The sequence below is a fragment of the Rheinheimera gaetbuli genome (assembly GCF_054781935.1).
Genome location: NZ_BAAGTL010000001.1, coordinates 488935 through 513464, shown reverse-complemented (window position 1 = coordinate 513464; position 24530 = coordinate 488935). Strand labels below are relative to the sequence as shown.

Here is a 24530-nt window from a genome sequence, read left to right as displayed (position 1 = left end):
CTCCTTAGTTCAGTTTTTCATACAGCGCAAACAGCTTGCTGGCTTTAAGCATTTGCATGATTTTCCATTTTTCTATGCTGGTCATCACTCGTGAGCGGTACTGCTGCACCAGCACCTTAGCCAGCCAGGCTACTGGCAGCAATAGCAATACACCTGATACAAAGGCACCCAGCGTTAGCGTATGGTGTAACTGAAATAGCTGTAGGGTTTCACTGCTGGCTAACAGCGCCAGCAGGCTGTCGCTCTGGGCATATTGCCAGGTAAGGCGCTCCAGCGGGGCGGCAAGCAGTAACATCAGGCCGGAAGTCAGGCCCCATACCACGATAAAGGTCGACAGATTAATGGTCAGCAGGCAGACAATTAAGATGATAAGTAAGGTAAGCAAACCAAAGGGCAAAATACCGGCAAACAGGCCCAGCGCTATGGCCCAGCCGATTTGCCACGGCGAAGCTTGTGAGTTTAACACTTTAAGAATTTTAGCCAGCAAGGTCAGCATGAGGCCTCCGGTAACGCTGTGATTCAATGATGTTATATAAGGTAACAGTGCCGGCAGCTTTTGTCAGGGACAAAACCGTGACAAAGTGTTGATGCAATGCTTGTTTTTACTCTTTCGCTGCAGTGGTTGGTTATTTTGCGGGCAACAGCGGTTTTTGTAGGATAAAGTTTCCGCAGTATTAGCAGTAGCTGACGTACTATCTGTTAACTGGCGATAATAACAAGGAAAATTAACTATGCGTAGCCGTTTAAGCCTGATAAGTATGCTGCTGTTTAGTAGCATTGCGACAGCACAACAAGCGCCAGACTGGCTAGATGCCAAAACGGCGTTAGATGCGATGCAGCGTGGCGAGCTTAGTAGCGAGCAGTTGGTACGACACTATCTGACACAGATTGCAGCCAATAATCAAAACGGACACCAACTGGCGGCAATAGCCGATATTAATCAGCTCGCGCTGGCACAAGCCCGGCAATTGGATCAACAGCGCGCCGCGGGTCAGCTGTTATCCCCCCTGCATGGCCTGCCGGTAGTGCTAAAAGCTAACATCGCCAGTGCAGATGATATGCCAACAACTGCAGGTGCCTTAGCGCTCAAAGGCCATAAAACACCGCGTGATGCGCAGCTGGTGCAGCAATTACGCGCTGCCGGAGCGGTGATTCTGGCAAAAACAAACTTATCTGAATGGGCCAACTTTCGTGGTGAGGGTTCGGCCAGTGGCTGGTCAGCGCTGGGCGGCCAGGTTAAAAACCCGCATCTGTTAACACACACACCTTGTGGTTCTAGTTCAGGTTCCGGCGTAGCCGTGTCGGCAGATTTTACGTTGTTGGCGGTGGGCACCGAAACCGATGGCTCCATTACCTGTCCGGCGGCTATCAACGGCATAGTGGGCATTAAACCCAGCCGCGGTGCCGTGTCGGGAGAGGGTATTATTCCTATTGCGCATGCTCAGGATATCGCCGGGCCGATGGCGCGTAGAGTGTTTGATGCTGCACTCTTGCTCGACGCCATGTTAACCGATGAAGCACGTAGCAAACTGTCTGCGCCCTTGGCGCACGCTGCCACAGTGCCAAGCCAGGCGAAAAAAGTGTTGTTAGTCCGTGCCTATGATAAACGTAACCGCGCTTTGGCACCGATGTTTAATCAGTTGGCGGTAATGCTGCAAGCTGATGGTGTTGAGGTAGTTAATGCCGACAGCTGGCAGTTGCCAGGCGAGTTGTATCAGGCTGAGTTTAAAGTGCTTATTTATGAATTTAAGCGCGATCTGGAACAATGGCTAAAAAGCTATCAGGCACCTGAGTCGGTAGACACTCTGGCAGAAATTGTGGCGTTTAATCAGCAGCAGGGTAAAGCGGCGCTGGCATTTTATGGTCAGCAATACCTGGAACAGGCAGCGGCGATAGATCTTGAGCAAGACAAAGCCGACTATCTTGCCGCACTTGCGCAAAGCCGGCAGTTGGCTGAGCTGGCGCTTAATCAGTACCTGCAACAAGGCTATGATGCGATTATTTTGCCCTCGTATGGTCCGGCATGGCCTATAGACCATGTTAAAGGTGACCAGTTTAATTTCGGCACTTCTACCGCTGCGGCTGTGGCGGGTTATCCGTCGGTAACAGTACCGGCAACCTTTGATGGCGTTTTGCCGTTGGGTATAAGCCTGGTCGGGTTACCCTGGTCTGAGCCACGGTTAGTATCGCTGGCGGCTAGCGTTGAGCGATATCTTGATGGTTACCGTAAGCCGGGGTTTTTAACCACATCCGAGTAAATAAAAAGGCGCATTAAGCGCCTTTTTTGATGGTTAAATGCCAATTCAGGCCAGCGCAATAAAGCCAAAAAACGCCAGTACAGCCGCCATAAAGGCATACGGAAACTGAGTTAGCGCATGGCTCATCAAGTTACAACCCGAGCCTTGTGCTGCCAATACGGTGGAGTCACTGTAAAAACAGGCCTGGCTACCAAAAGAGCTGGCCGATAACAGGGCGCCTATTACCAGTGGAATATTAGCTTCTACTGCAAACGCCAACGGCATAACAATAGGAATAGACACGGCAAAAATACCCCAGGACGAGCCGGTAGCAAAGGCCAGAATTGCCATGGAGAAAAACACCAGTGCTGGTAGAAGTTGCGCGCTCATATAGGGCGCCAGGTTTTCAATAATGTATTGCGGCAAACCAAGCTGGTCGCAGACATCTTTAAACACAAAGGCGGCGATCACGGTACAAATAGCCGGTAGCATGGTTTTAAAACCATGCATCATCAGCTCCATCATCTCGGTAAAAGGCATTAATCGCTGTGCCATATACATTGGAATGGTAATAATAAACGTCAGAATTAACGCCGGCCAGATCTCTGCATCAAACCAAACAGTAAAAGCAATCAGCATCAGCATTGGCAATAAGAAGTTATACAGCTTACCGGTTTTCTTGTCTGAGGCATCAAACTCTTCTTCAAAGGACTCTACGGCAAAGTCATCGCTGGTATGAGTATGTGACGAGGCTATTTCTGCCGGTGCATCGCTGATAAAACTGGACTGCTGCGCTGCCAGCTCAGCTTTTTTCATTGGCCCTATTAACGGCATAATGCCCAAAATAACTAAAGGTACCAGGATAAGTGCCAGCCAGGCATACAACATATAGGGGATAGCAGAGATATACGTTTTAATACCATTAGGGTCGTCTACCGGCGCTATGCCATTGGCCACCAACAAGCCGCCGAAGAATACCGCCCATGTTGAAATAGGCACCAGTACACACATTGGCGCAGCGGTAGAGTCAACAACATAGGCCAGCATTTCGCGTGACACTTTAAATTTGTCGGTTATCCGCTTCATGGTCTCACCGACGGTAAGCGCATTGAGATAATCATCGATAAAGATAATCAGCCCCAGCAGGTAGGTCATAAACAATGACGGTTTGCGACCACTGGCATAGCGTTGAGCCATACGGCCAAAAGCAAAGGCGCCGCCAGTATGTACCAATAGGGCGATTAAGGCGCCAAAACCGCCACACACCAGGATTAACCAGCCGATAGTTTCATCCTGCATCACGCGCACTGAGGTTTCCCCCAGATTAAACAACGCGTCGCCCGGGCTGCCTATTGACAATAAGCCTGCTGCGGCCCCCAAAATAAGTGCCAGTATTGGCCGTTTTAGCCAGATAGCAAATGCCAATACTACAAGAGGTGGAATTAAACTGAGTGCAGTTGGGCTAACAGCGGCCGCTTCGACCGCCGCTGCAACAGGTTCGGCGAGACTCTCGACCAGGGTATCTGCTGACATCATTTATTATTCTCAAAGTTAACTCCGGCACGCCGGATAAAAGTTAAGTGAACCGTTGCAGCAGATAACCCAACTCAACGGAGCGGTTCCTTGCATATATCAGCTGTGCTGCGCGCAATACCGCGCAATCATAGCAAAAATTTTGTTTTCTACAACTGCAAGATTTTCAAGGGGTCAGAGCACTTGAAATGCGCAGCAAGGTTCCACGCAATACGAAAAAAAGCCGGATACTTGTATATCCGGCTTTCAACGACTCTGACCCCTTGAACGGTGCGGTTACAGTGCTGCTATTTCGGCGTGCTGGGCCTGCAGTTTGACTACCGCTTGCTCCAGCTCGGCTTGCTTGGCGCGTTCTTTTTCCAACACTGCCTCTGGTGCTTTGGCAACAAAACCTTCATTACCAAGCTTGCCTGCCACCCGGGCCAACTCTTGCTGGGTTTTTTCCAGCTGCTTGGCAATGCGGCTCAGCTCGGCATCTTTATCAATTAAACCGGCCATCGGGATCAGTAAATCCATGCTACCGATTAACTGTGTCGCGCTGGTTGGCGCCGCTGCATCTGCTGAGAGTAGCGTGATCTGTTCCAGCTTAGCCAGGTTCATCAAAAAGCTCTCGTTTTCGCTTAAACGGCGCTGCTCTTCGCTGTTTACATTACGCAGTAGTATGCTTAGCGGTTTGCTGGGTGCAATGTTCATTTCACCACGCACGTTGCGAATAGCCGTAATCACGGCTTTTAGCCATTCCAGATCGTTAGTTGCCGTGGCATCAATCAGGCTGTAATCCACTTGCGGGTAGGCTTGCAGCATAATGCTGTCAGCGCTGATGTTGGCTAAAGGTTTTACCGATTGCCAGATGGTTTCGGTAATAAACGGCATAATCGGGTGCATTAAGCGCAGCAGGCTTTCTAGTACGGTTACCAGCGTATGGCGGGTAGCGCGTTGCTGGGCTTCATTACCCTTAAACAGTACTGGCTTGGTCAGTTCTAAGTACCAGTCACAGAACTGGTTCCAGGTAAATTCATACAAGGCGGTGGCGGCTAAATCAAAGCGGTAAGTATCAAAGTACTGCCGAACCTGTTTAACCGTTTGCTGGTACTGCGCCAGTATCCACTTATCAGCCAGTGACAGCTGCATATCGCCGCCATTAAAGCCGCAATCCTGTTCTTCAGTGTTCATCAGCACATAGCGGCTGGCGTTCCACAGTTTATTGCAGAAATTACGGTAGCCCTCTAAGCGCTTCATATCCCAGTTAATATCGCGGCCGGTAGATGCCAGTGCGGCTAAGGTAAAGCGCAGTGCATCGGTACCGCTGGCGGTTATACCATCGGGGAATTGCTTTTCGGTGGCTTTGGCTATTTTTTCTGCCAACTGTGGCTGCATCAGGTTACTGGTGCGCTTGGCCAGCAGATCCGGCAGGTTGATGCCGTCTATCATGTCCAGCGGGTCGATAACATTGCCCTTGGATTTAGACATTTTATCGCCGTTTTCATCACGGATCAGGCCGGTAACATAGACGGTTTTAAACGGTACCTGTGGCTTGCCATGCTCGTCTTTAACAAAATGCATGGTCATCATAATCATCCGCGCCACCCAGAAGAAAATAATGTCGAAGCCGGTAACTAAAACGTCGGTTGGGTGGAAGGTTTTTAAATCGTCGGTATTGTCCGGCCAGCCTAAAGTAGAAAACGTCCACAGCGCTGAGCTAAACCAGGTATCTAATACGTCGTTGTCCTGGCTTAGGGTAATATCTGCGGCTAAACCATGTTTGGCACGCACTTCAGCTTCGTCACGGCCAACATAGACTTTACCGTCTGCGTCGTACCAGGCAGGAATACGGTGGCCCCACCATAGCTGGCGCGAAATACACCAATCCTGAATGTCGCGCATCCAGCTGTAGTACATATTTTCGTATTGCTTGGGTACAAATTCGATCTGGCCGCTTTCAACCGCTTCGGTCGCGGTTTTTGCCAGTGGCGCAACCCGTACATACCATTGATCGGTTAACAGTGGCTCTATCACCACACCGCTGCGGTCGCCATAGGGTAGGGTGTTGTTGTGATCTTCTACTTTTTCCAGCAAGCCGGCTGCATCAAAGGCGGCAACAATGGCTTTGCGCGCAGCATAACGGTCCAGGCCCTGATACTCGGCCGGTATAGCTGCTGTAACGGCGGTGTTGGCTTCGCCATTCGGATGAAAGCACTCGCCTTCAGCGCGTATAGTGGCATCTGGCGTCATCACATTTATCATAGGCAATTGCTGGCGCTTACCGACTTCGTAGTCGTTGAAGTCGTGTGCCGGGGTAATTTTGACGCAACCGGTGCCTTTTTCCATATCGGCATGCTCGTCGGCCACAATTGGAATACGGCGGTTAACCAGCGGCAGCAGTATTTCTTTGCCAATTAGTGCCTGATAGCGCTCATCTTTCGGGTTAACTGCCACGCCGGTATCGCCCAGCATGGTTTCTGGCCGGGTGGTGGCCACAACCAGATAATTTTTACCATCGGCGGTTGCTGCGTTGTCAGCAAGCGGATAGCGCAAATGCCACATCTGGCCTTTTTGCTCTTTGTTTTCCACTTCTAAATCTGAGATTGCGGTGTGTAATTTCGGGTCCCAGTTTACCAGGCGCTTACCGCGGTAGATCAGGTCGTCTTCATACAGGCGTACAAACACTTCCTGTACGGCGTTAGACAGGCCCTCGTCCATGGTGAAACGTTCGCGTTGCCAATCTACCGAGTTGCCGAGGCGGCGCATTTGTGCACTGATATTACCGCCTGATTCGCCCTTCCATTGCCAGACTTTTTCGATAAAGGCATCACGGCCAAGTGCATGGCGGCCAGGTAGGCCTTCGGCAGCTAATTTACGCTCGACTACCATCTGGGTAGCAATACCAGCGTGGTCAGTACCGGCTTGCCACAAGGTGTTTTTGCCCTGCATGCGCTGGTAGCGGATTAAAGCATCCATAATGGTTTGCTGAAACGCGTGGCCCATATGCAAGCTGCCAGTGACGTTTGGTGGCGGGATCATAATGCAGTAGCTGCCAGCGCTGCTGTCGCCGCTGGGTTTAAAATAGCCTTTGCTGTCCCAGGCCTGATACATTGCCTGCTCTATTGCAGTTGGGTTAAAGGTTTTTTCCATGATAGTACCTGTAGCTCAGCGCGCATTAACGGTTTGCGGATTAATGCCCTGCTGACGATATTGCTTAAAACGTTCCCGCGCTTGCACCTTGTCGGCCTCAGCACTGGGAACAAATTCGATAACCTGTGAAAACCGGCTGATAAACGCCGGTACTTCGCTGGTCAGATTAATTAGCACCGTACGGTTTTGCCTCGGAGCTTGCCAGCCTATTTCTACCGGTGCGCCATACTTTGGCCCTTCACCGCTCAGGTTGTGTGGCACAAAGCGTTCGGCATCAAACTGCCATAGCAGTTCGTCGAACGCTTCAGCCTGTTGCTGGTCGGCAGTATAAACGAAAACCCGTTGCTTGGCGCGGTACAAGTCAGCGCATAAGCGGCAGGCTAAAGCAAAATGAGCTGGCACAGTGCTCAGCTCATTTTGTTGGCTATCATCGCTTAGATAGAAGCTAACTTGCATTAATTATCCTGTTGCTGGCCAACCCGGTTAATTAAAAACTGGGTTAACATGGGCACCGGCCGGCCGGTAGACCCTTTGTCTTTACCGCCACTGCGCCAGGCAGTACCGGCAATGTCCAGATGCGCCCAGTTATATTTGCGGGTAAAGCGTGACAAGAAACAGGCCGCGGTAATGGTGCCGGCGGCACGGCCACCCAGGTTGCTGAAATCAGCAAAAGGGCTTTCCAGCTGGTCCTGATAATCATCCCACAATGGCAAACGCCAGGCGCGATCGCCGCTTTGCTCAGAGGCATTGAGTATTTCGTGCGCCAGCGGGTTATGGTTGCTTAACAAGCCGGTAGCATGTTTACCCAGGGCAACAACGCAAGCGCCGGTTAACGTCGCTACGTCTATTACCAGCTCAGGGTCAAAGCGCTCTACATAAGTAAGGGCATCGCACAACACCAACCGGCCTTCGGCATCAGTGTTTAACACTTCAACCGTCTGGCCTGACATAGTGGTTAAAATATCGCCCGGCCGATAGGCGTTAGCATCCGGCATGTTTTCGGCAGCAGCCAGTACGCCAATAACGTTAATGGGCAGGTTTAAATGCACCAGCGCATGCAGGGTACCAAACACTGAAGCGGCGCCGCACATGTCGTATTTCATTTCATCCATGCCATCGCCTGGCTTTAAACTGATACCGCCAGAGTCGAAGGTCAGGCCTTTACCCACCAGCACTACCGGGGCACTGTCATTACCGGCACCGTTATAGCGCACGACAGCCATGCGCGGGCCATTAACTGAGCCACGGCCTACTGCCAGGTAAGAGTTCATCGCCAGTTTGGCCATCTCGTCCGGCCCCAGCACTTCAACGCTGATTTTGGCGCTGCTTTCGGCCAGTAACTGAGCTTGCTCAGCCAGATACTGTGGCGTGCAGATATTTGGCGGTAAGTTGCCAACGTCTTTACATTGTTTCACCCCGGCCGCAATGGCTAAACCATGTTCTACCGCTTTTTCGCCGATGGTTAGATCGCGACGGGTCGGCACATTAAACACAATTTTACGCAACGGGCGGCGGGTTTCATCTTTTTTGCTTTTTAAGCGATCAAACACATACAGGCTATCTTGCGTGGTTTCCACTGCATGACGCACTTTCCAGTAGGTGTCACGGCCTTTAACGTGCAGCTCGGATAAAAAGCATACCGCTTCCATTGATCCGGTTTCATTTAATGTGCTGATGGTTTTGGCAATGATTTGCCGGTATTGCCGCTCGTCCAGCTCACGTTCTTTACCACAGCCAACCAGCAGTACACGTTCGCTTAATACATTGGGTACATGGTGCAACAGCAACATCTGGCCGGGTTTACCTTCCAGATCACCACGGCGCAACAGGTTGCTAATGTAGCCTTCGCTGATTTTATCCAGTTGTTCTGCTACAGCGGAAAGACGACGTGGTTCGTACACACCGACAACAATGCATGCACTGCGTTGTTTTTCCGGACTTCCGCTTTTTACGCTGAACTCCATACTAACTCCTGATTCTAATAGACTGTGCTAACATAGCGGGCACATTATTGGCAGAATTCTACCGCGAAATTATAAAAAAGCTCGGTTTTCTCTGCTGTTTGGTCGATAATAATTGCTATAAATATCAAGTTTACTGAAAAATCGCCAGGGTTCCAGCAAAATGGAAGGTTTTTAGGGGGCGTGTTGATTATTTTTCGTTACCTGTTAGCTGAGGTGTTTAAGTCTCAGTTGGCGGTATTTATCATTCTGATGACCATTATTGTCAGTCAGCGCTTTGTCAAAATACTGGCTGATGCTTCAGAGGGCGAAGTGCCTGGTCAGTTGGTAATGAGCATAGTGGCACTGAAGTTGCCGCAATTGGCGGTTATTATTCTGCCGTTAAGTGCCTTTATTGGTATTCTTGTTGCCTATGGCAGAGTTTATGCCGACAGCGAAATGACGGTACTGCATGCCACGGGTGTAAGTGAGTGGTATGTCACGCGTATTACGCTGATATTATCGCTATTGCTGGCCGTTGCTGCGGGCAGCGTCACACTGTATTTAAGCCCCTGGGCCACAGAGCGTGAATATCAGGTGCTGGAAAAAGCCGATGCCAGTGCTGGTTTAATGTCGGTGGTGCCGGGGCGCTTTCAGCATACCTCGAATGAAAAAGCCGTTATTTTTGTGCATGACGTTGGCCGCGGCAGCGAAGCTGGCCGCCTTAATAAGGTGTTTGTAGCACAAACTACTGGCAGCGGCAGTGATGCTAATATGTCGGTGGTGTATGCGCAAGGCGGAATAGTGCGCGAAGATGCCAGCGGTGCGCAAAGCCTGCAACTGGATCTGGGCCGTCGCTATGCCGGCGATGTCAGCTCGCCGGCGTTTGAAATAACCGAGTTTGAGCAATACCAAATTCAAATTCGTGAGCAAGAGGTAGAGCAGCGCCGGCGTAAACTGGGCAGCGTGCCAACCAGCGAACTGATACTACTTGATAGTAACGAAGCGGTGGCTGAGTGGCATTGGCGTATTGCTATTCCGCTGTCTATTCCGCTGTTAACCCTGATTGCTGTGCCACTTAGCCGGGTGAACCCACGCCAGGGTAAGTTTGGCCGCCTGCTACCAGCCTTATTGTTGTACCTGGGCTATTACTCGCTGCTAATTATCGCCCGCTCAGCCTTAGAAGATGGCAAAATTCCAGCTCAGTTCGGTATGTGGTGGCTGCACGGTAGCGCCTTGTTAATGGGCACAGTGTTGATTATGCGCAACAGACGCAGTGCGAATCGTCTGCATGCCTGGCTGGCGGGCAGAGAATAACATGTTAAAAATTATTGACGTTTACATCGGCAAAACCATTTTAAGCACCTCAATGCTGACATTGAGTGTGCTGTTGGTGATTTCGGCCATGTTTAAGTTTATTGATCAGATGCGTTCAGTAGGCCGTGGCTACTACGATATGGTGCACGCTGCCTTGTTTACGCTTTACAGCGTACCGGGTGATTTAGTGACCTTTTTTCCGATGGCGGCGCTGATAGGCGGCCTGATCGGTCTGGGCATGCTGGCCAGTAGCAGCGAATTGGTGGTGATGCAGGCCGCAGGTTTATCACGGCTGAATATTATCAGTTCGGTAATGAAAACCTCACTGGTGATGATGTTGATAATGATGGCAGTGGCAGAGTGGGGTGCGCCGGTAAGTGATAAAGCAGCCAGGGAGCTGCGCACTAAAGCTATTTCCGATGGTAGCCTGTTTGCCGCCCAGCAAGGGGTGTGGGCCAAAGATGGTGACCGCTTTGTTAATATCCGCAAAGTAGATGATTTTGGTAACCTCAGTGATGTGGTTATTTATCAGTTCGATGAGCTGTTGCAATTGCAGTCGGTGCTTAGCGCCGGTGCGGCGGTTTACAGTGGTGATGCCTGGCAGCTACAGCAGGTTACCCAGCTTAACTTCACACCTGAACGTATTGGTAAACAGCAATGGCCGCAACTGCGTTGGGCCTCGTCATTAACGCCAGACAAACTCGGGGTTGTTACTATTAAACCGGAAATGCTGTCGCTACGCGGTTTAACCGATTATATTGATTATTTGCAACAAAATGCCCAGGACACCAGCCGCTACCAATTAGCGTTTTGGCGCAAAGCCTTACAGCCGGTAACCATTATTGCTATGTTGCTGATGGCACTGTCGTTTATTTTCGGCCCGCTGCGCAGCGTTACCATGGCGGCCCGGGTACTGATGGGTATTTTAACCGGCTTTGGTTTTTACATGGCCAATGAGGTATTTGGCCCGATGGCGCTGGTGTATCAGCTGCCCCCACTGGCTGGTGCTTTAGTACCCAGCCTGCTGTTTATTGGTTTATCTGCTTATTTTATGCGCAAAAAAGTCTAGTTATACATCGCGTAGGCTAACGCGGCTATTGCGCCGCTTTATGCAAATTAAGCTGCCGGCTTTGTTCTTTGGTTAACACTATCACCTGAGTGCCGCTTAGCTGGTCTTGCAGCGCCAGGCCTTTACCCCAGCGCAGCCACAGCCACAGGTTGCCAATGCCAAACAGTGCCGTTACTGCACGCAGCAAGGCTTGTTTAAAGCTTATCGTGGTGTTGTCCTGAGTAAGTAACAGCATACGCCAGGCGCGCATGCCCAGAGTTTGGCCGCCTTTGCACCAAAAATACAAATAAAACCAGAAAAAGCACAACACCGAATACAGTTGAAACCAAATTTTATGCCGGGTAACCACATCGGCATAGTCTGTGTAACCGGCCAGTGAAATTAGCCCCAGCTGGCTTAGCAAAGCAATAACAGCCATCGCCAATCCCATCGCCAGCATCCACAGCGCGGCTAAAATTAACCAATCGTACATTATCGCCGCCAAACGGCGCATTAAACCCGCGCGGGGTGCATCAGCAAACATAGTGTTATCCGCCAGTAAAAAAACCGCGCAAGTGTAGCATGCACTTTGCTTTTTTCGAAGCTGCTGTAATTTTGCGCAACTAAACCGCTGTGGCATAAATTCGCTTGCGCATCACAATTCGCGTCGTATAATGCAGGCGTTTACCTCAAAATATCCCTCAGTGCCTGGGTGGCGAAATCGGTAGACGCAGCGGATTCAAAATGCAAAGCGTCTTAGGGGTGGGGTAGACATAACTCGTTGAATAGTCTACGATTCAGCAGTTATTAAAAGTGCAGCGCCCTTGCAAAGTTTTGCAAAGGCCTGTAACTAGGTTAGTTACAAAAGAAAAAGTCCTCTCAATGCCTGGGTGGCGAAATTGGTAGACGCAGTGGATTCAAAATCCACCGTTGGCGACAACGTGCCGGTTCGAGTCCGGCCCTAGGCACCAATATACACATAGAAATCAGTATCTATTCAAGTGAATTAAAGATAACTTAAAATCATAAAGTTCTGAATTAATTGCTATTTCTTCACAATGTTCCCCAAACCACACGTCATTACTGTGCCTAGTCGTATTAGGTAAAAGCCCAAAGATTACTCCATCTGCGGCCAAAGACTTTGCAGGAACGGGTATAGGTGGTCGATTCGATGTTTTTATATAGAAACCTGCTTTAAATGCAGGTTGACTGGACCTAGCCCACAAAATGAAGCCATCCCGAGATACAACTAAAATGGATTTGCTTTCTGTGTACTCTAACCACTTCAATACTGCCGCAACAAGTGACACTCCATATCTGTTTGCGCAATGACTGATCATCTCAAAATCAGCTTTTACATTAGCGGATATTTGAACTCTGTAGTCGTCCAGCGGCATTAGGAGATTTGCAGCGAATACATTTGCTTCATGTTCCATCTGCCGATATTCAGAGTCCCAACGGACTAGATCTTGTTCGCCGCATTGAATTCCTTCTGGATGCTCTATTCTATGAATAAGGTAATGCCCGAACTCGTGCGCTAGGGTGAAATTCAGGCGTCCAGAAGAGACGATATCTTTATTATAAATGATACCCCATCCTTTCTTGGGAGCCGGAGCTTTAAACAAACCCGCTTCAAAGTTTGGTAATGACGCACCTTTTATCATTGAAATCGGGTCGTCAGGGTATAAGGTTCTAGATATCTCCTCCGCTGTTAACTTAACATCAACAGGAAATCGTGCTAAGCCAGGTACTGCGTTGAGAATGTTTGTGAGTTTGTATGCCCATCGTACTGGGCTAAGTTGTTTAGTCAGAGTCGTCATCCCATAACTCGGCTATAGAACGGATTTTAGCCTTTGTTTTATCATCCATCTGCTTATACTTCCTGTAAAACAGAGCATCGGCAGCATCTTCAATTGTTAGGCTACCATCGCCGTCTAGCAGGTACTCTAGAGTTACACCAAGTTGTTCGGCAATTTTCCCGAGCTTATCTGCTGATGGTCTTGGAGGTGTTTTATTCTCTAATTCCCAAATATAACTTTTACTGGACCCTGTTAACTCTGCAAGTTTCTCCAGAGTATATCCTTTAGATTTTCTTAAATCCTTAATTTTATCTGCCAGAGCTGTGCTCATTATGGCGTACCTCAATTCGTTCAAAAGTTCGGTATAGACTTACATTATAGGCTTGACTACAGGAAATATCCATGTTTTACTTGTTCGCAACTCTGAACTTTATTTGCTTTTATGGTGTTACTTTCACCGTTTTTCACTTCGAATTAGAGAAAACATGTGAGCAGAAGTTAGAGAAGCCCTTGTTAAGGTATGTTGAGACGGAGGTGCTTAATGGCACGCACACATGTAGATCATAAAGACTTAGTAAGGTTTGCACATGACAAAGTGAACCTTCCTAAAGAAAAAGCAGATGAATATCGTGCACAAGCACGACGGTTGGCTGAAAAGTTAGAAAGTTATATCGATGCACACCCTGATTTTTCAATCAAAAGGGTCATGCTGTCAGGTAGTTTGGCAAAAGGTACAGCACTTAGATCGCTTAACGATGTTGATATGGCTTGTTACATTTCTGGTGCCGATGCTCCTAGGGATATTAAAGCTCTGCTGGAGTTTGTCGCTGAGAAATTAAGGATAGCATTTCCCAATTTTTCGCCAGACCAAGTCAAGCCCCAGACATACAGTATAACTGTTTCCTTTCGAGGGTCAGGATTGGATGTTGATATTGTTCCTATCCTTTACTCTGGTGATAAGACTTGGAAAGGTAATTTGGTAAGTCAGGAAAATGGCTCATTTCTTGAAACAAGTATACCTATGCATCTTGAGTTTATCCGCAAAAGGAAAAGTGCAAATCATACCCATTTTTCTCAAGTTGTAAGGCTTGTTAAATTTTGGGCTCGAAAGGAAAAGCGTGAACGAAGTGATTTTAGATTCAAATCGTTTATGGTCGAACTAATACTTGCTCATCTTGTTGATCAAGGGTTAGACATTTCTGACTACCCTGAGGCATTGCAAAGTTTTTTCACTTATTTGGCATCAAGTGAGCTCAAAAACAAAATTGTCTTTGGTGACTATTACAGCCCAACCTTAGTTGGAAGTTTTTCTGAACCCTGTCAAATCATCGACCCTGTTAACGCATCAAATAATGTTGCAAATTTATATACAGCAAAGAACCTTGATGTTATTGCAGAAGCTGCTCTGGATGCCGGAGACGCAATTGATGCCGCCCTTGCAGCCACAACTAAAGAGAAAACTCTTTACTATTGGCAAAAAGTTTTCGGTTCAACTTTTGACGTATGAGGTGAAATATGACACTTAGTTTTACTCAATCCAGTACTCAGACCTTTACTTTGACGCATGCTAAACACTTAGCATCAAAGGTTGCAACCGATCTCAAACGTATACAGAGATTCTATCCGACAGGCCCTTCTGACGTGCAAATCGTCAATTTCGAACAAGAGCTAACTCTTTTGTTAAAAAATGGCTATTTAGATAGCGTTAAATATGGTTTCCAAAGAGATGGTGGGTGGATTGAACCGTCATTATTTTATTCTGCTTCAGACATAACTAGTGGCGTGATTGATGATGATCCGGGCAAAGTGCGACCGAATAAAGATGTTTCAGGTGCTACTTTCAAAAGTTATTTAACGTACACCGACAAATGGCATGCGCTTTCAGTGCAGCAGCAAGCAGAATTTGAAAGTCAATTATCTATAAAACGAGTCGGAGCACCTATTCCAAGCATCAATGGATACTTGGAACAGGACAGAAACTATAGTGCTGGTGGTTGCGCATTAAATAGATCTTCAGTAAGGGCATACCAATGACCGATATTAATGAATTGTTTGAAAGACGTTCTATATTTCCTGACATATCAGCGAAAGAACGCTTATCGCGTTTGGTTGGTATGGATGACAGAAAAATCCGCCTCACAAAGCTGCTCGGATTACTAGTAAATCCAAACGGTCTAAAGAACTGGCTTCAGAAAGTACATCCTGACGCTTCATTTCTAATCGATACAGTTCTTCGGCGGCCACCACTTATTGTTCTGGCAGGTGATGTTGGCTCGGGTAAATCTGAACTTGCGGAGACAATAGGCGATGCAGTTGCTCGGCAAGAGGATATCGAAATCACTCTACTGCCGATGAGTCTGAGTACTCGAGGACAGGGCCGTGTAGGTGAAATGACGCAGTTGGTGTCAGCGGCATTTGATAAAACAATTATTGAAGCGGAGAAATTGAAATCGCCAAATGGCGTTTCTCGAGGAGCCGTGATTCTATTAATTGATGAGGCAGATGCTCTTGCTCAATCGCGTGAAGCGACACAAATGCACCATGAAGACCGGGCGGGAGTAAATGCTTTTATTAGAGGAATAGACAGACTAGCGCAAGGGAAATTACCTGCTGCAGTTATAATGTGCACCAATAGGCTTAATGCCCTTGATCCCGCTATCCGGAGACGTGCTGCCGAGATTATAGAGTTTCAGCGACCTACATTGGAGCAACGAGCTGCTTTACTTAATGACCTTTTGAAACCTACTGGATTGTCTGTAAAGGATATTGCCGAATTGGCTAAGCTGACTGGTGCAACTGGTGATAGGAAATATGGCTTCACATTTTCGGATATATCTCAGCGATTAATTCCGTCGATTGTATTGGATGCGTACCCAAATAGTTCTATAAGCGCTCATCGAGCATTAGAGATAGCTGGCCAGACAATTCCAACGAAGCCATTTTTAGAGGACAGTCAATAAGTTCTTTTCCTTGTTGTTCTCTCTTACACCATTGATGTTTGGCTAAAAAGGTTTTATATGAATAAAGCAAAATCGCAAGCAGCTATCGACGGTAAGCTGTTTTTAAGAAATGCTTTTGCAGCGGAGCAAGAAGTTATCAAGCTGCAGTTGGAACTTGCTTCAAAAACCATTTCACATGACGGTGTGATGGGAGATGTTAACGAGCAGCATTTTATTAAACTATTACGCCGTTATTTGCCCAAGCGATATGAAGTAGATACCGGCATCATTATTGATAGCAATGGGAAAAGTAGTCATCAAATAGATGTCGTCATATTTGATAATCAATACACTCCAACGCTTTTAGATCAACAATCACACCGCTATATTCCGGCAGAAGCTGTTTACTGTATTTTGGAGATAAAGCCAGAAATAAATAAGTCATACCTTGACTATGCAGGAAATAAAGCAAAGTCTGTCAGGGATCTTGAAAGAACAACGATACCTATAATTCATGCAGGTGGGCAGTATCCAGCGAAGCCCCCCATTAACATAATTTCTGGAATTATTGCGCCAAGAGTCAGCTGGAAAAACGGTATTGATGATGGTTCTTTTTTAAGCAATTTTGTTGAACTACAAGGCCAGCGTAAATTAGATTTTGTGTTGGCATTATCTGATAAGTCTTTCGACGTTTTTGAAGGGGCTAATCATTTCGGCCCAGCAAAAAATTCGCTAGCTTACTTCATTTTTAGGTTGCTTCAGAAACTCCAGTCTCTTGGGACTGTTCCCGCAGTTGATTGGAATAAGTATGCAGAAGTTATGAGCGAGACAAGCTCTCAATGAATCTCACGAAGCGAAGAAAAACTAATCTGTTGCAAATCTTGAATGATGGTCGAGCGGGCTATTTGGAGTTTCTTCGGAACCTTACCCCCCAGTTTTCTACATTCCCAATGTTATTGACAAAACTCCTTTAGATATAGACTCTATCCAAGCGCTGCGAATCGAGTCTCAGACTTGTGTGCTCGCATGAAACAAATGGGGTTGAAATACCGACCGTAAATATTGGAGTTATTATGATCATCGATACCAGCAAAACTTCTGCTGCTCAACAGTCTATTCTCAATTCTGTTGAGAGAGCATTAAACGTCCCCCACAAATTCGTTTTGAACGAGCTTGTTCCCTCAAACCACAAAATCCTGAATGAAGGTAGTGCATCTTATCTGGGCTTGCAGATGAAATTGCATCACGCATTTACCACCTCGGCTTTTTCTAAGTTTGCCTTTGAACATGGATTAAAGGAAAGCATTAGCACTACAGGTGGTCAGGCTGATTTATCTCGTCAGGGAAACCCCGGCTATGACATTGAGATTGCAGGCCAGAAGTTTTCATTGAAAACAGAAGCAGCTAAAAACTCATCGTTTGATATGGTCCATATTTCAAAGTGGATGGAGTTAGGTAAGAACGCCAATTGGGGTAACAAAGAAAAGTTTGAAATTGAGAGAGAGCAAGTTCTAGTTGAACTTGCTGAAGAGTTTATTAGGCATTTGGGTGGATATGATCGAATTCTAGTTCTGCGCCATCTAAATGGGAAAAAAGTGAACTCCAGTTTTAGTCGCTATTATGAACTTGTAGAGATCCCCAAAGAGATTCTGCTTGAATGTCTTAATGGCCGATTTGAATTAAAAATGGATAGTAAGCAATTTCCTAAACCAGGCTACTGCTATGTAACCAATAAATATGGAAACCCGATATTTTCGCTGTATTTTGATGGCGGTGGTGAACGGAAGTTGCAGATTAAGCATTTAGACAAAAGCGTCTGTATTCATCACGCGTCTTGGGAATTCTAACTTCTCACCAATTCAACATTTTGTGGTAAGCCAGTTAACAAGGCACGAAATATTCGTGCCTTTATTTTAAGATGTGGGGTTAAAAACGCTCGACCAAAATTCGTTTCTTGGCTATCTCAATATACTCCTCGTTAAGTTCAATACCTAACCATTGTCTACCAAGTTGATTTGCCACCACTCCGACAGTTCCGGACCCGAAAAATGGATCTAGTATTACATCATTTCTCTTAGATCCTGCGAGCATGCAATATTGCACCAGTTCAGGCGGGAATACGGCAAAATGCGCGCCTTTAAAAGGTTTTGTATTGATAGACCAAACTGATCTAAGTCGTCTTGATTTGCCGTCTACAGAAGGCTCTTTGACAGCATCAACGTCATAGAAGTACTTTTCTTTTTTGGAAAACATAAAAACAAATTCATGAACGCGCGTTGGTCGATCACGAACTGATTCAGGTTGGCCATTTGGTTTATGCCATATTATATCTGTTCTCAAATACCAGCCGTCTTCTTGAAGCTTAAACGCCAGTTTCCAAGGAACTCCGATCAAGTCTTTAGGTTTTAAGCCCTCCGGTGTTGGCGGTCTGTAATCCATGCCACGAGCTTCATTTTTCTTATCTGATTGCCGCCAAGTTCTACCACCACTTGTAAAGCTATCTCCAATGTTTAACCAGAATGTACCATCATCGGTTAAAACGCGGCGCATTTCCCTGAAAACTTCGACAAGTTTGTTCAAAAAGTCATTAAGGTCTTGTTCGGCACCAATCTGATTATCAATGCCATAATCTCTAAGGCCCCAATATGGCGGTGAAGTGATACAACAGTTCACAGAATTGCTAGGTAATTCACGTAGCCTAGCAAGCGCATCTCCCGGAATAATTTTACCATTGCTACCAAATGAACTCGTCTGCTCGTCAGGAGCTGGTTGCTCTGCAAATAAATCTGTGAGTAATTGGGTCATAAGTATTTCTCAAATCAGATTAGGGCTTAAAATAAGCCCGAATTCTAATGTATGTAGATATGTACAATCATACAGTGATTACGAATTAAGTTCAGCTTTTCTGATAAACTCTATAAGCAATCCAAGCTCTTTAGTTGGTGACTTATCAAGCCAACAACACAATTCAAGAAACTCCAGAATATCGAGCCCCCGAATACCCTGCTCAATCTTGCCGAAGTAGCTATGAGGTAAACCGCTGATCGCTGCCATGTCACGCATAGTAAGACCTTTAACCTTTCGCTGCTCGCGCAGCCAATTACCAAGAGCAATACGTTTCGGGCTAGCTTTTAAGTGGGCTTCGCCCCTTTTTGGTTTGTACGCTTCCATCAGCTTACCTCCACCTCAAAAACCCCCATATCCAGCCAGTAGGTTAAAAAGTTCTCTTCCCATATCGGGTAGATTTCTCTGGCGACTTCAATAGGGTAGTAGCCGGTCATATCCTGAAAGGTGCCCGCGATGAATTCAAAATCGAGTGATTTCACCAGCTCCGCACAATCACCAATACCGGCATAGCAGAAGTCAGTGATGTAGCAGATGTCATAACGGCCACTGGTGCCGGTCAACAGTATTTCAACCGGGTGGTAGCCGCCATCTTCTGCACTGAATTTCGGGTCCCGAAAGTTTACGCAGACAAATTCTGCTAATGGCTCTCGGTGCGGTTCGATAACTTTAATCAGCTCTTCGATAAATCGCTTTGAAACAGGCAAAGCTAAGCCCTCGTATTGAATACGCATAGTGTTTACTCCGGAATTGATGGGATGCTTACTGAAAAATTTCTGGATGGGTTTCTTGTAAGCTGGTGTACTGGTTCAGACCGATGATGATGTGATCTAGTACTGTGATATCCAGTGTTTTTGCCGCATCTATGATGTGGCGGGTAATGCTGATATCTGCCCGGCTCGTGTCGGTCTTACCTGACGGATGGTTATGGATCAGCATCACCACTTTTAAATTTAGAATGACTGCGGTTCTCAGTACTTCAGCCGGTCGCACTGTGACGGCGTCAACACTGCCTGTAGCCACTACCTCAAAGCAGTTAATGTCATGCTGCTTGGTTAGGTTAACGACAATAAAGACTTCTTTCGTTTCATACTTCAGGTAGTCGAACAGTCGGGCTATGGCTGCAGGTTGATGCACTGGCATGCCGGTAATGTCGCAGTCGATCTCTTTGAAACGGTACTTCACATCTATTTCGCGTAAGGTTGGCATTCCTCACCTCCAAAACCTCTTAAACTTTGGCCGGCACACTGACCGGCCATATCGCATCACTTCTTATCCATGGTTTTGGCTTTAGGTTGTTTCGGGGGTTTTGCCGGTGACAATTGCAATATCTGCGCATCCAGCTCACCGCTTTCTACCGCCTTGATGATGGTGCTAATAACGGTAGGTAAATCCTCTTTCTTACCGACATCAATTGCCGCTTTGCCTTTTTCCAGCTCCAGCGTTTTCAGCCCGACTTTGATTTCAAAGTAGTAGTGGTCGTTGTCATCAAAGTACCAGGGGCGAACAGCTTTGCGTGTACGTACGGTTTTGCGCTCACCGGTATCGGGGTCTTTCACCTTTTTATCTTTATAGGCTTCATAAGCCTGACCATCTAACATAGCCTGCGCCATTGCTTGCTGTTCATCCAGCTTTTCAATCAGCTTTAAGCGTTTGCCTAAGATAGGTGGTTTGGGCTCAATTTTTGGGCGAGCGATAACCTTGAGCGAACTCAATATAGACATAGTGTGTTTTCCTTATGGTGTTGGCTTAGTGGCTATTGCACAAAGCCGATGGGGGTTTTAGGTTGCTTGCGGTTGTTTTCATCAGTCAGTACGGCAAGCGCTAACTGACGATGTTCGTGTGCTGCACTAAAGCGCAAACGACGGGTTAAAAGTGCAAAATCGCCGGGTGTTAATCTGCTAAGCGAACTAAGCTGCTCAGTCTCTGATGTTGATAGCGTTTGGACGCTCACAGTGCGCTTGTACAGCGTTAACACTTGCGGCGCAGTCAAGTAGTCACACTGCAGCTTGAAGTCAAAGCGGCGCAATATGGCGCTATCTAAAGCCGTTTCGAAATTAGTTGCAGCAAAGAGCGGATAGCTAAAGCACTCAAGCTGCGCCAGCAGTTCGTTCACCACTTGCCGCTCGTGGTGCATGTTTAGTCGCTCCCGACTGGTGAGCAGGCTGTCGACCTCATCAAGCAGTAACATTTGGTTGTTGCGGTGTGCTTGCTGAAATAGCCTGGCGATTTGTTTCTCCGAGCCACCGACATATCTGCTCAGTACATCTGAGCTTAATACCCGCTTTAACTCCCGCTTATGTTGCTCGGCTAAGTAATGCGCCAGCGCGGTTTTACCTGTACCCGGTGGGCCACTAATCAACACCCGTATAGGCGCGTTATTAGCAACGGCATGGTTAATCTGCTTTAACACAGATGCAGATTGCTTGATGTTCAGTAGCGACATATCAAACGCCAACTCTTCCTGATAGCGCATACTGTCATCCCATAACCCACAGGCGGTAAGGCTGTTTTCAATCACATCATCGATAACGCCTTGCGCCAAACTGCGCTTAACGCCCAGCGTTCGTGCCACATGGGAGGCATTGGCTAATAGCGCCGGTGTCAGGTTTGGGGTTTTACTTAGCCGCGCATGAAACTCACTGCTAACCCCTAAGCCTTTAAACTCCGCACGGCTCATTTTCTCCAGCACTTCATCTTTAGGTGCATGAACCGGCATCACCAATTTAAAGCGGCGAATAAAGCTGTTTTCTAGCTCACCAACGTAGTTGGTTATCCAAATCGTTGGCACCGCATTTTGTTCAAGCAGCCGATGCACGGACTCTTTGGAGTAATGCGTATCCGCGCTATAGAACAAGCTCTCGCATTCATCGACTAGTAACATCATGTCGCTGCCACCCATTAAGCTTTGCAGCATGGTGATGTACTGAATACGCTGGGTGTCAGAGCTTTTTGCGCCAAACTCGTTAGACAAAAACCCTTCGTCCATGCGCATGTTTCGGGCTTCATAAAGTGGTATCGACAGGCTTTGCGCCAGCACTTTGGCAAGGGCCGTTTTACCGCTACCGGCCTCACCATAAAGCAGAATATTCACGCCACGAATCTTTTGAATGATGGCCTCTGCCAGATACCCTTGCAGCAGTGCCACATCGACATAACTAAAATCATCTGTGGTTAAATCAATCGCTGAGCTTGGGCAGAGTACATGCTGCAATAGCTGCGCTTTACTCTCGATATCTTCACTGGTCAGCACATACAGCATACTGGCCGGCATTGTGATGTCCTGCAGCTCATTGAGGTAGCGGTCAACAATCAAAATGCCGTTTTGCTGCATGACAGACAAACCAACACTCACATCATTAGCGCTTAAGCCGGACACGTTACATAGCAGCGTCTCCAGCGCTTTTTCTTCAAAGTAACCGCCAACAAAATCCACCAGCTGATTAAGCCCCTGATTGATATTGATGAGCACCAAAAAGCCCAGGGCAGGACCAAAGGCTGCATCAACGCCAAACAAAGTGCAAAGTGTCGCTAAATTCCGCTCAACTCGGGCAGTAAGTTCAGGCGCGGTATCAGTAACGGCTAGATGTTTAAGTGCGATGTCGGTATTAAGCTCTAAGTTGCCTTCTACTGCATGGCCGGTGATGCGCTTTAAGATAGTGCGGTTAACATTGGTGATGTTGATATCAACATCAATCAGGCTAATTACCTGCCGAGCATAAAACGCGGCCAGATAATGACAGGGCACCGGCGTTCTGGGTGGGGCAATCATATTTACCTCCCGCTTTTGCCGTTACCACTGCCATAGCTAAGCGCTTTAGCCGCCTGCTGCATAAACTGCATATCGCGCTTATCGTAAATGGTCGTGGTAGTAATCGACGCATGACCGGCCATCTGCCTGACTGTGTTCAAATCAACATTCTGCTCAAGCAAGCGGGTAATAAAGGTGCGGCGTAAATCATGCGGTGAGGCATTCTCGACACCAATATGATGTAACTTGTCTTTGATTAGCCTATACACCAGCCAAACACTTAACGGCTTATCAAGGGTGACAGCGCCACTTATAAACATCGAGCAAAACAGGTATCCCGGCTGCTTTGAGCGCAGTATTAACCAGCGCTGTAGGTAGTTCAGGCACCAATCGGGCAGAAACACGGTGCGTGACTTATTGCCCTTACCGTGACGAACCAGCAGGGTCTGTTTGTTGATATCCACGTCTTTAAGCTGAAGTGCAACCAGCTCGCTGCGCCTAAGCCCTGTACCCAGCAGTACCGCGAATAGCGCAACATTACGAATGCCGGTCGGGGTAACAGAGCGTTCAAGCAGGGCAAAGAGAGCCTGAACCTGCTGTTTGGTCAGCGCTGTGCCGGGGTATTCGGCATGCTTTAGCTTACTTAAGCTACTGAGCTGATTAAGTTGCTCGCTATCGGCTAGCTTCATCATGACCGCGACTTTGACGATACTGCGAATAGCCACCTGTGCCCGGTTAATCGAACGTGCCGACCAGCCAGCATGCTGCAACATCGCCCGTATCTGCAACATGTCCTGATAGTTGATGTAATGAAACCGGTTAACATCATCTTCCGGCCAATCCATAATTCTAGCGATGCTACGAAGCTGTGATGCAATAGACGCTCTGCTGTTAGCCGATAGCCTGCTTAAATAAAGCGAATACGGCGAAGCTGTACTCATAAGAGCACCTCGTTAAGTAGTGATAATCAGAATGAAATAGGGTAAGAAAGGATGCACAAGAAAGAGCGCTACACTATGGTAGCGCTGGTCTGGGTGGAATGGCGAGTGGTATTTATGACACGGTTAATTGCAGACTTTTGAGATTCAAAATCGGCTTGGCTAAATCCTTTTCTGGTTCTGACAGCGGAAACCATTTTCCACTATAGTCGTCGGTTGTAAGCTTGGTTGTCAGCTCGACTAGAACATATTCTGCTTTAGAATCTAGAATTCGAAGCTCATCATTAATATTATCCTGCTCCTTCTTGGGCAACTTTTGCAATTGCTCTTTCCATTCTTTTCTTCCTTGTTGACTAGTTCTGTATGACACCTCTGTCACTGTCACATATTGGAAATGGTGAAGATCGAATAACGCGTGAAGAAGCTCATCCTTTGATAATGAAATCTGATCTTTAGCTAACTCATGTAAAATAGGTATAGCTTGCTCTGTGCCAATCGAGTCCATTACCGTATTTGAAAATCCGCTAAGATATATCTCTCCAAATTCACCAATGCTTTCTCTGTTTCTCACCCTTTTCCCTGTAAGATCAAGTAAAGCCGAATCATCTAATGGACGGATGTGCATGAATAACCAAATTCCAACTTTAATTGCTAATGGGCTAAGTTTAGGGTTGGTAATCAGATTGAAAATAAAGGTGTGTTCGTCTTCAGAGTAGCTTTTCTGCTTTGAGGGGATTTTATAAAAATCAATGGCTTCTAAAGGTGTAGATTTTGGGCCTGCAGGATTTAGCTTTAAACAACGCTTGGCGTGAAGTCGCATTGAATTTTTAGCTGTTAACACCACTCTGTTGTCTTCCGTTCCGTACTTTCTCTTCTTACCCATAGCGTGTCACCCTTAAGTTTCTGGCAAAAATTTTAATCTGTAGGTTTTGCCTCTATCTGTATGAAAAATATGGTTAAATCAGTTCCTTTTCTTGTGGGATTAAGTATGTGCTTCTTTCTTTTTGAGTAAAGCACAACAAAAATGAAATCAATAGTCCTTAGAAAAAATC

Annotated in this window: 24 protein-coding genes and 1 tRNA gene; 9 read left to right on the top strand and 16 right to left on the bottom strand. The window is 47.0% G+C overall.

Annotated features, from left to right (window positions below; translation table 11 throughout):
* Nucleotides 1-4: 4 nt before the first annotated feature.
* Nucleotides 5-496, bottom strand: a complete 492-nt coding sequence (locus ACYVIC_RS02425) for a TIGR03546 family protein (RefSeq protein WP_460856941.1) — start codon at nt 494-496, stop codon at nt 5-7.
* Between the two features lie 235 nt (nt 497-731).
* Here ACYVIC_RS02425 and ACYVIC_RS02420 point away from each other — a divergent pair, with 235 nt between their 5' ends.
* A complete protein-coding gene (locus tag ACYVIC_RS02420) occupies nt 732-2258 on the top strand; it encodes an amidase family protein (RefSeq protein ID WP_460856940.1) in 1527 nt (508 codons plus the stop codon).
* A gap of 45 nt (nt 2259-2303) precedes the next feature.
* On the opposite strand, the gene ACYVIC_RS02415 is transcribed toward ACYVIC_RS02420, so the two are convergent.
* The 4 genes from ACYVIC_RS02415 to pepA form a co-directional block, all read right to left on the bottom strand.
* The gene (locus ACYVIC_RS02415) at nt 2304-3773 is read right to left on the bottom strand and encodes a Na+/H+ antiporter NhaC family protein (protein WP_460856938.1); all 1470 of its coding nucleotides are present in this window, start codon (nt 3771-3773) and stop codon (nt 2304-2306) included.
* A 273-nt stretch (nt 3774-4046) separates the two neighbouring features.
* Nucleotides 4047-6902 (bottom strand): valine--tRNA ligase, encoded by a 2856-nt coding sequence (locus ACYVIC_RS02410; protein ID WP_460856936.1) that lies wholly within the window; start codon nt 6900-6902, stop codon nt 4047-4049.
* Nucleotides 6903-6917: 15 nt separating this feature from the next.
* On the bottom strand, nt 6918-7358 hold the full coding sequence (locus ACYVIC_RS02405) for a DNA polymerase III subunit chi (RefSeq protein WP_460856934.1): 441 nt from the start codon (nt 7356-7358) through the stop codon (nt 6918-6920).
* On the bottom strand, nt 7358-8866 hold the full coding sequence (gene pepA / locus ACYVIC_RS02400) for a leucyl aminopeptidase (protein WP_460856932.1): 1509 nt from the start codon (nt 8864-8866) through the stop codon (nt 7358-7360). The genes ACYVIC_RS02405 and pepA overlap by 1 nt, the downstream gene beginning before the upstream one ends.
* 180 nt (nt 8867-9046) lie before the next feature.
* Between pepA and lptF the strand changes: the two genes are divergently transcribed.
* Together lptF and lptG are read left to right on the top strand one after the other, a co-directional pair.
* Complete coding sequence (gene lptF / locus ACYVIC_RS02395; RefSeq protein ID WP_460856931.1) at nt 9047-10159, top strand: LPS export ABC transporter permease LptF; 1113 nt, start codon at nt 9047-9049, stop codon at nt 10157-10159.
* Between the two features lies 1 nt (nt 10160).
* The gene (gene lptG, locus ACYVIC_RS02390) at nt 10161-11228 is read left to right on the top strand and encodes an LPS export ABC transporter permease LptG (RefSeq protein WP_460856928.1); all 1068 of its coding nucleotides are present in this window, start codon (nt 10161-10163) and stop codon (nt 11226-11228) included.
* A gap of 25 nt (nt 11229-11253) precedes the next feature.
* On the opposite strand, the gene ACYVIC_RS02385 is transcribed toward lptG, so the two are convergent.
* Nucleotides 11254-11751: an RDD family protein gene (locus tag ACYVIC_RS02385; protein ID WP_460856927.1), complete on the bottom strand. Its 498-nt coding sequence runs from the start codon at nt 11749-11751 to the stop codon at nt 11254-11256.
* A 340-nt stretch (nt 11752-12091) separates the two neighbouring features.
* Here ACYVIC_RS02385 and ACYVIC_RS02380 point away from each other — a divergent pair.
* Nucleotides 12092-12178: transfer RNA gene (locus tag ACYVIC_RS02380), tRNA-Leu, on the top strand.
* Between the two features lie 15 nt (nt 12179-12193).
* Here ACYVIC_RS02380 and ACYVIC_RS02375 read toward each other — a convergent pair.
* Together ACYVIC_RS02375 and ACYVIC_RS02370 are read right to left on the bottom strand one after the other, a co-directional pair.
* Nucleotides 12194-13027 (bottom strand): ImmA/IrrE family metallo-endopeptidase, encoded by an 834-nt coding sequence (locus ACYVIC_RS02375; protein ID WP_460856926.1) that lies wholly within the window; start codon nt 13025-13027, stop codon nt 12194-12196.
* The gene (locus ACYVIC_RS02370; protein WP_460856924.1) at nt 13011-13337 is read right to left on the bottom strand and encodes a helix-turn-helix domain-containing protein; all 327 of its coding nucleotides are present in this window, start codon (nt 13335-13337) and stop codon (nt 13011-13013) included. The genes ACYVIC_RS02375 and ACYVIC_RS02370 overlap by 17 nt, the downstream gene beginning before the upstream one ends.
* A 210-nt stretch (nt 13338-13547) precedes the next feature.
* Here ACYVIC_RS02370 and ACYVIC_RS02365 point away from each other — a divergent pair, with 210 nt between their 5' ends.
* The 5 genes from ACYVIC_RS02365 to ACYVIC_RS02345 all read left to right on the top strand — a co-directional run bounded on the left by ACYVIC_RS02365 (nt 13548) and on the right by ACYVIC_RS02345 (nt 17792).
* A complete protein-coding gene (locus ACYVIC_RS02365) occupies nt 13548-14513 on the top strand; it encodes a CBASS oligonucleotide cyclase (protein WP_460856922.1) in 966 nt (321 codons plus the stop codon).
* An 8-nt stretch (nt 14514-14521) separates the two neighbouring features.
* Nucleotides 14522-15040, top strand: coding sequence for an HORMA-1 domain-containing protein (locus tag ACYVIC_RS02360; RefSeq protein WP_460856919.1), 519 nt, complete (start codon nt 14522-14524; stop codon nt 15038-15040).
* Nucleotides 15037-15966 (top strand): AAA family ATPase, encoded by a 930-nt coding sequence (locus tag ACYVIC_RS02355; RefSeq protein ID WP_460856918.1) that lies wholly within the window; start codon nt 15037-15039, stop codon nt 15964-15966. Before ACYVIC_RS02360 ends, ACYVIC_RS02355 begins: the two co-directional genes overlap by 4 nt.
* Nucleotides 15967-16023: 57 nt before the next feature.
* Nucleotides 16024-16788 (top strand): DUF6602 domain-containing protein, encoded by a 765-nt coding sequence (locus tag ACYVIC_RS02350; RefSeq protein WP_460856916.1) that lies wholly within the window; start codon nt 16024-16026, stop codon nt 16786-16788.
* A 230-nt stretch (nt 16789-17018) separates the two neighbouring features.
* Entirely contained in the window at nt 17019-17792 is a 774-nt protein-coding gene (locus ACYVIC_RS02345) for a hypothetical protein (RefSeq protein WP_460856914.1), read from the top strand.
* Nucleotides 17793-17871: 79 nt separating this feature from the next.
* Here ACYVIC_RS02345 and ACYVIC_RS02340 read toward each other — a convergent pair whose 3' ends face one another.
* The 8 genes from ACYVIC_RS02340 to ACYVIC_RS02305 all read right to left on the bottom strand — a co-directional run bounded on the left by ACYVIC_RS02340 (nt 17872) and on the right by ACYVIC_RS02305 (nt 24361).
* Nucleotides 17872-18750, bottom strand: a complete 879-nt coding sequence (locus tag ACYVIC_RS02340; RefSeq protein ID WP_460856913.1) for a DNA-methyltransferase — start codon at nt 18748-18750, stop codon at nt 17872-17874.
* 78 nt (nt 18751-18828) lie between these two features.
* Entirely contained in the window at nt 18829-19116 is a 288-nt protein-coding gene (locus ACYVIC_RS02335) for a helix-turn-helix domain-containing protein (protein WP_460856911.1), read from the bottom strand.
* Entirely contained in the window at nt 19116-19523 is a 408-nt protein-coding gene (locus tag ACYVIC_RS02330; RefSeq protein ID WP_460856909.1) for a DUF2787 family protein, read from the bottom strand. The genes ACYVIC_RS02335 and ACYVIC_RS02330 overlap by 1 nt, the downstream gene beginning before the upstream one ends.
* Nucleotides 19524-19551: 28 nt before the next feature.
* The gene (locus ACYVIC_RS02325) at nt 19552-19998 is read right to left on the bottom strand and encodes a JAB domain-containing protein (RefSeq protein ID WP_460856908.1); all 447 of its coding nucleotides are present in this window, start codon (nt 19996-19998) and stop codon (nt 19552-19554) included.
* A gap of 56 nt (nt 19999-20054) precedes the next feature.
* On the bottom strand, nt 20055-20513 hold the full coding sequence (locus ACYVIC_RS02320; RefSeq protein ID WP_460856906.1) for a DUF6641 family protein: 459 nt from the start codon (nt 20511-20513) through the stop codon (nt 20055-20057).
* A 32-nt stretch (nt 20514-20545) separates the two neighbouring features.
* A complete protein-coding gene (locus tag ACYVIC_RS02315) occupies nt 20546-22561 on the bottom strand; it encodes an AAA family ATPase (protein WP_460856904.1) in 2016 nt (671 codons plus the stop codon).
* Between the two features lie 2 nt (nt 22562-22563).
* Nucleotides 22564-23481 (bottom strand): tyrosine-type recombinase/integrase, encoded by a 918-nt coding sequence (locus ACYVIC_RS02310; protein WP_460856902.1) that lies wholly within the window; start codon nt 23479-23481, stop codon nt 22564-22566.
* 112 nt (nt 23482-23593) lie between these two features.
* Nucleotides 23594-24361 (bottom strand): hypothetical protein, encoded by a 768-nt coding sequence (locus tag ACYVIC_RS02305; protein ID WP_460856901.1) that lies wholly within the window; start codon nt 24359-24361, stop codon nt 23594-23596.
* Between the last annotated feature and the right edge of the window lie 169 nt (nt 24362-24530).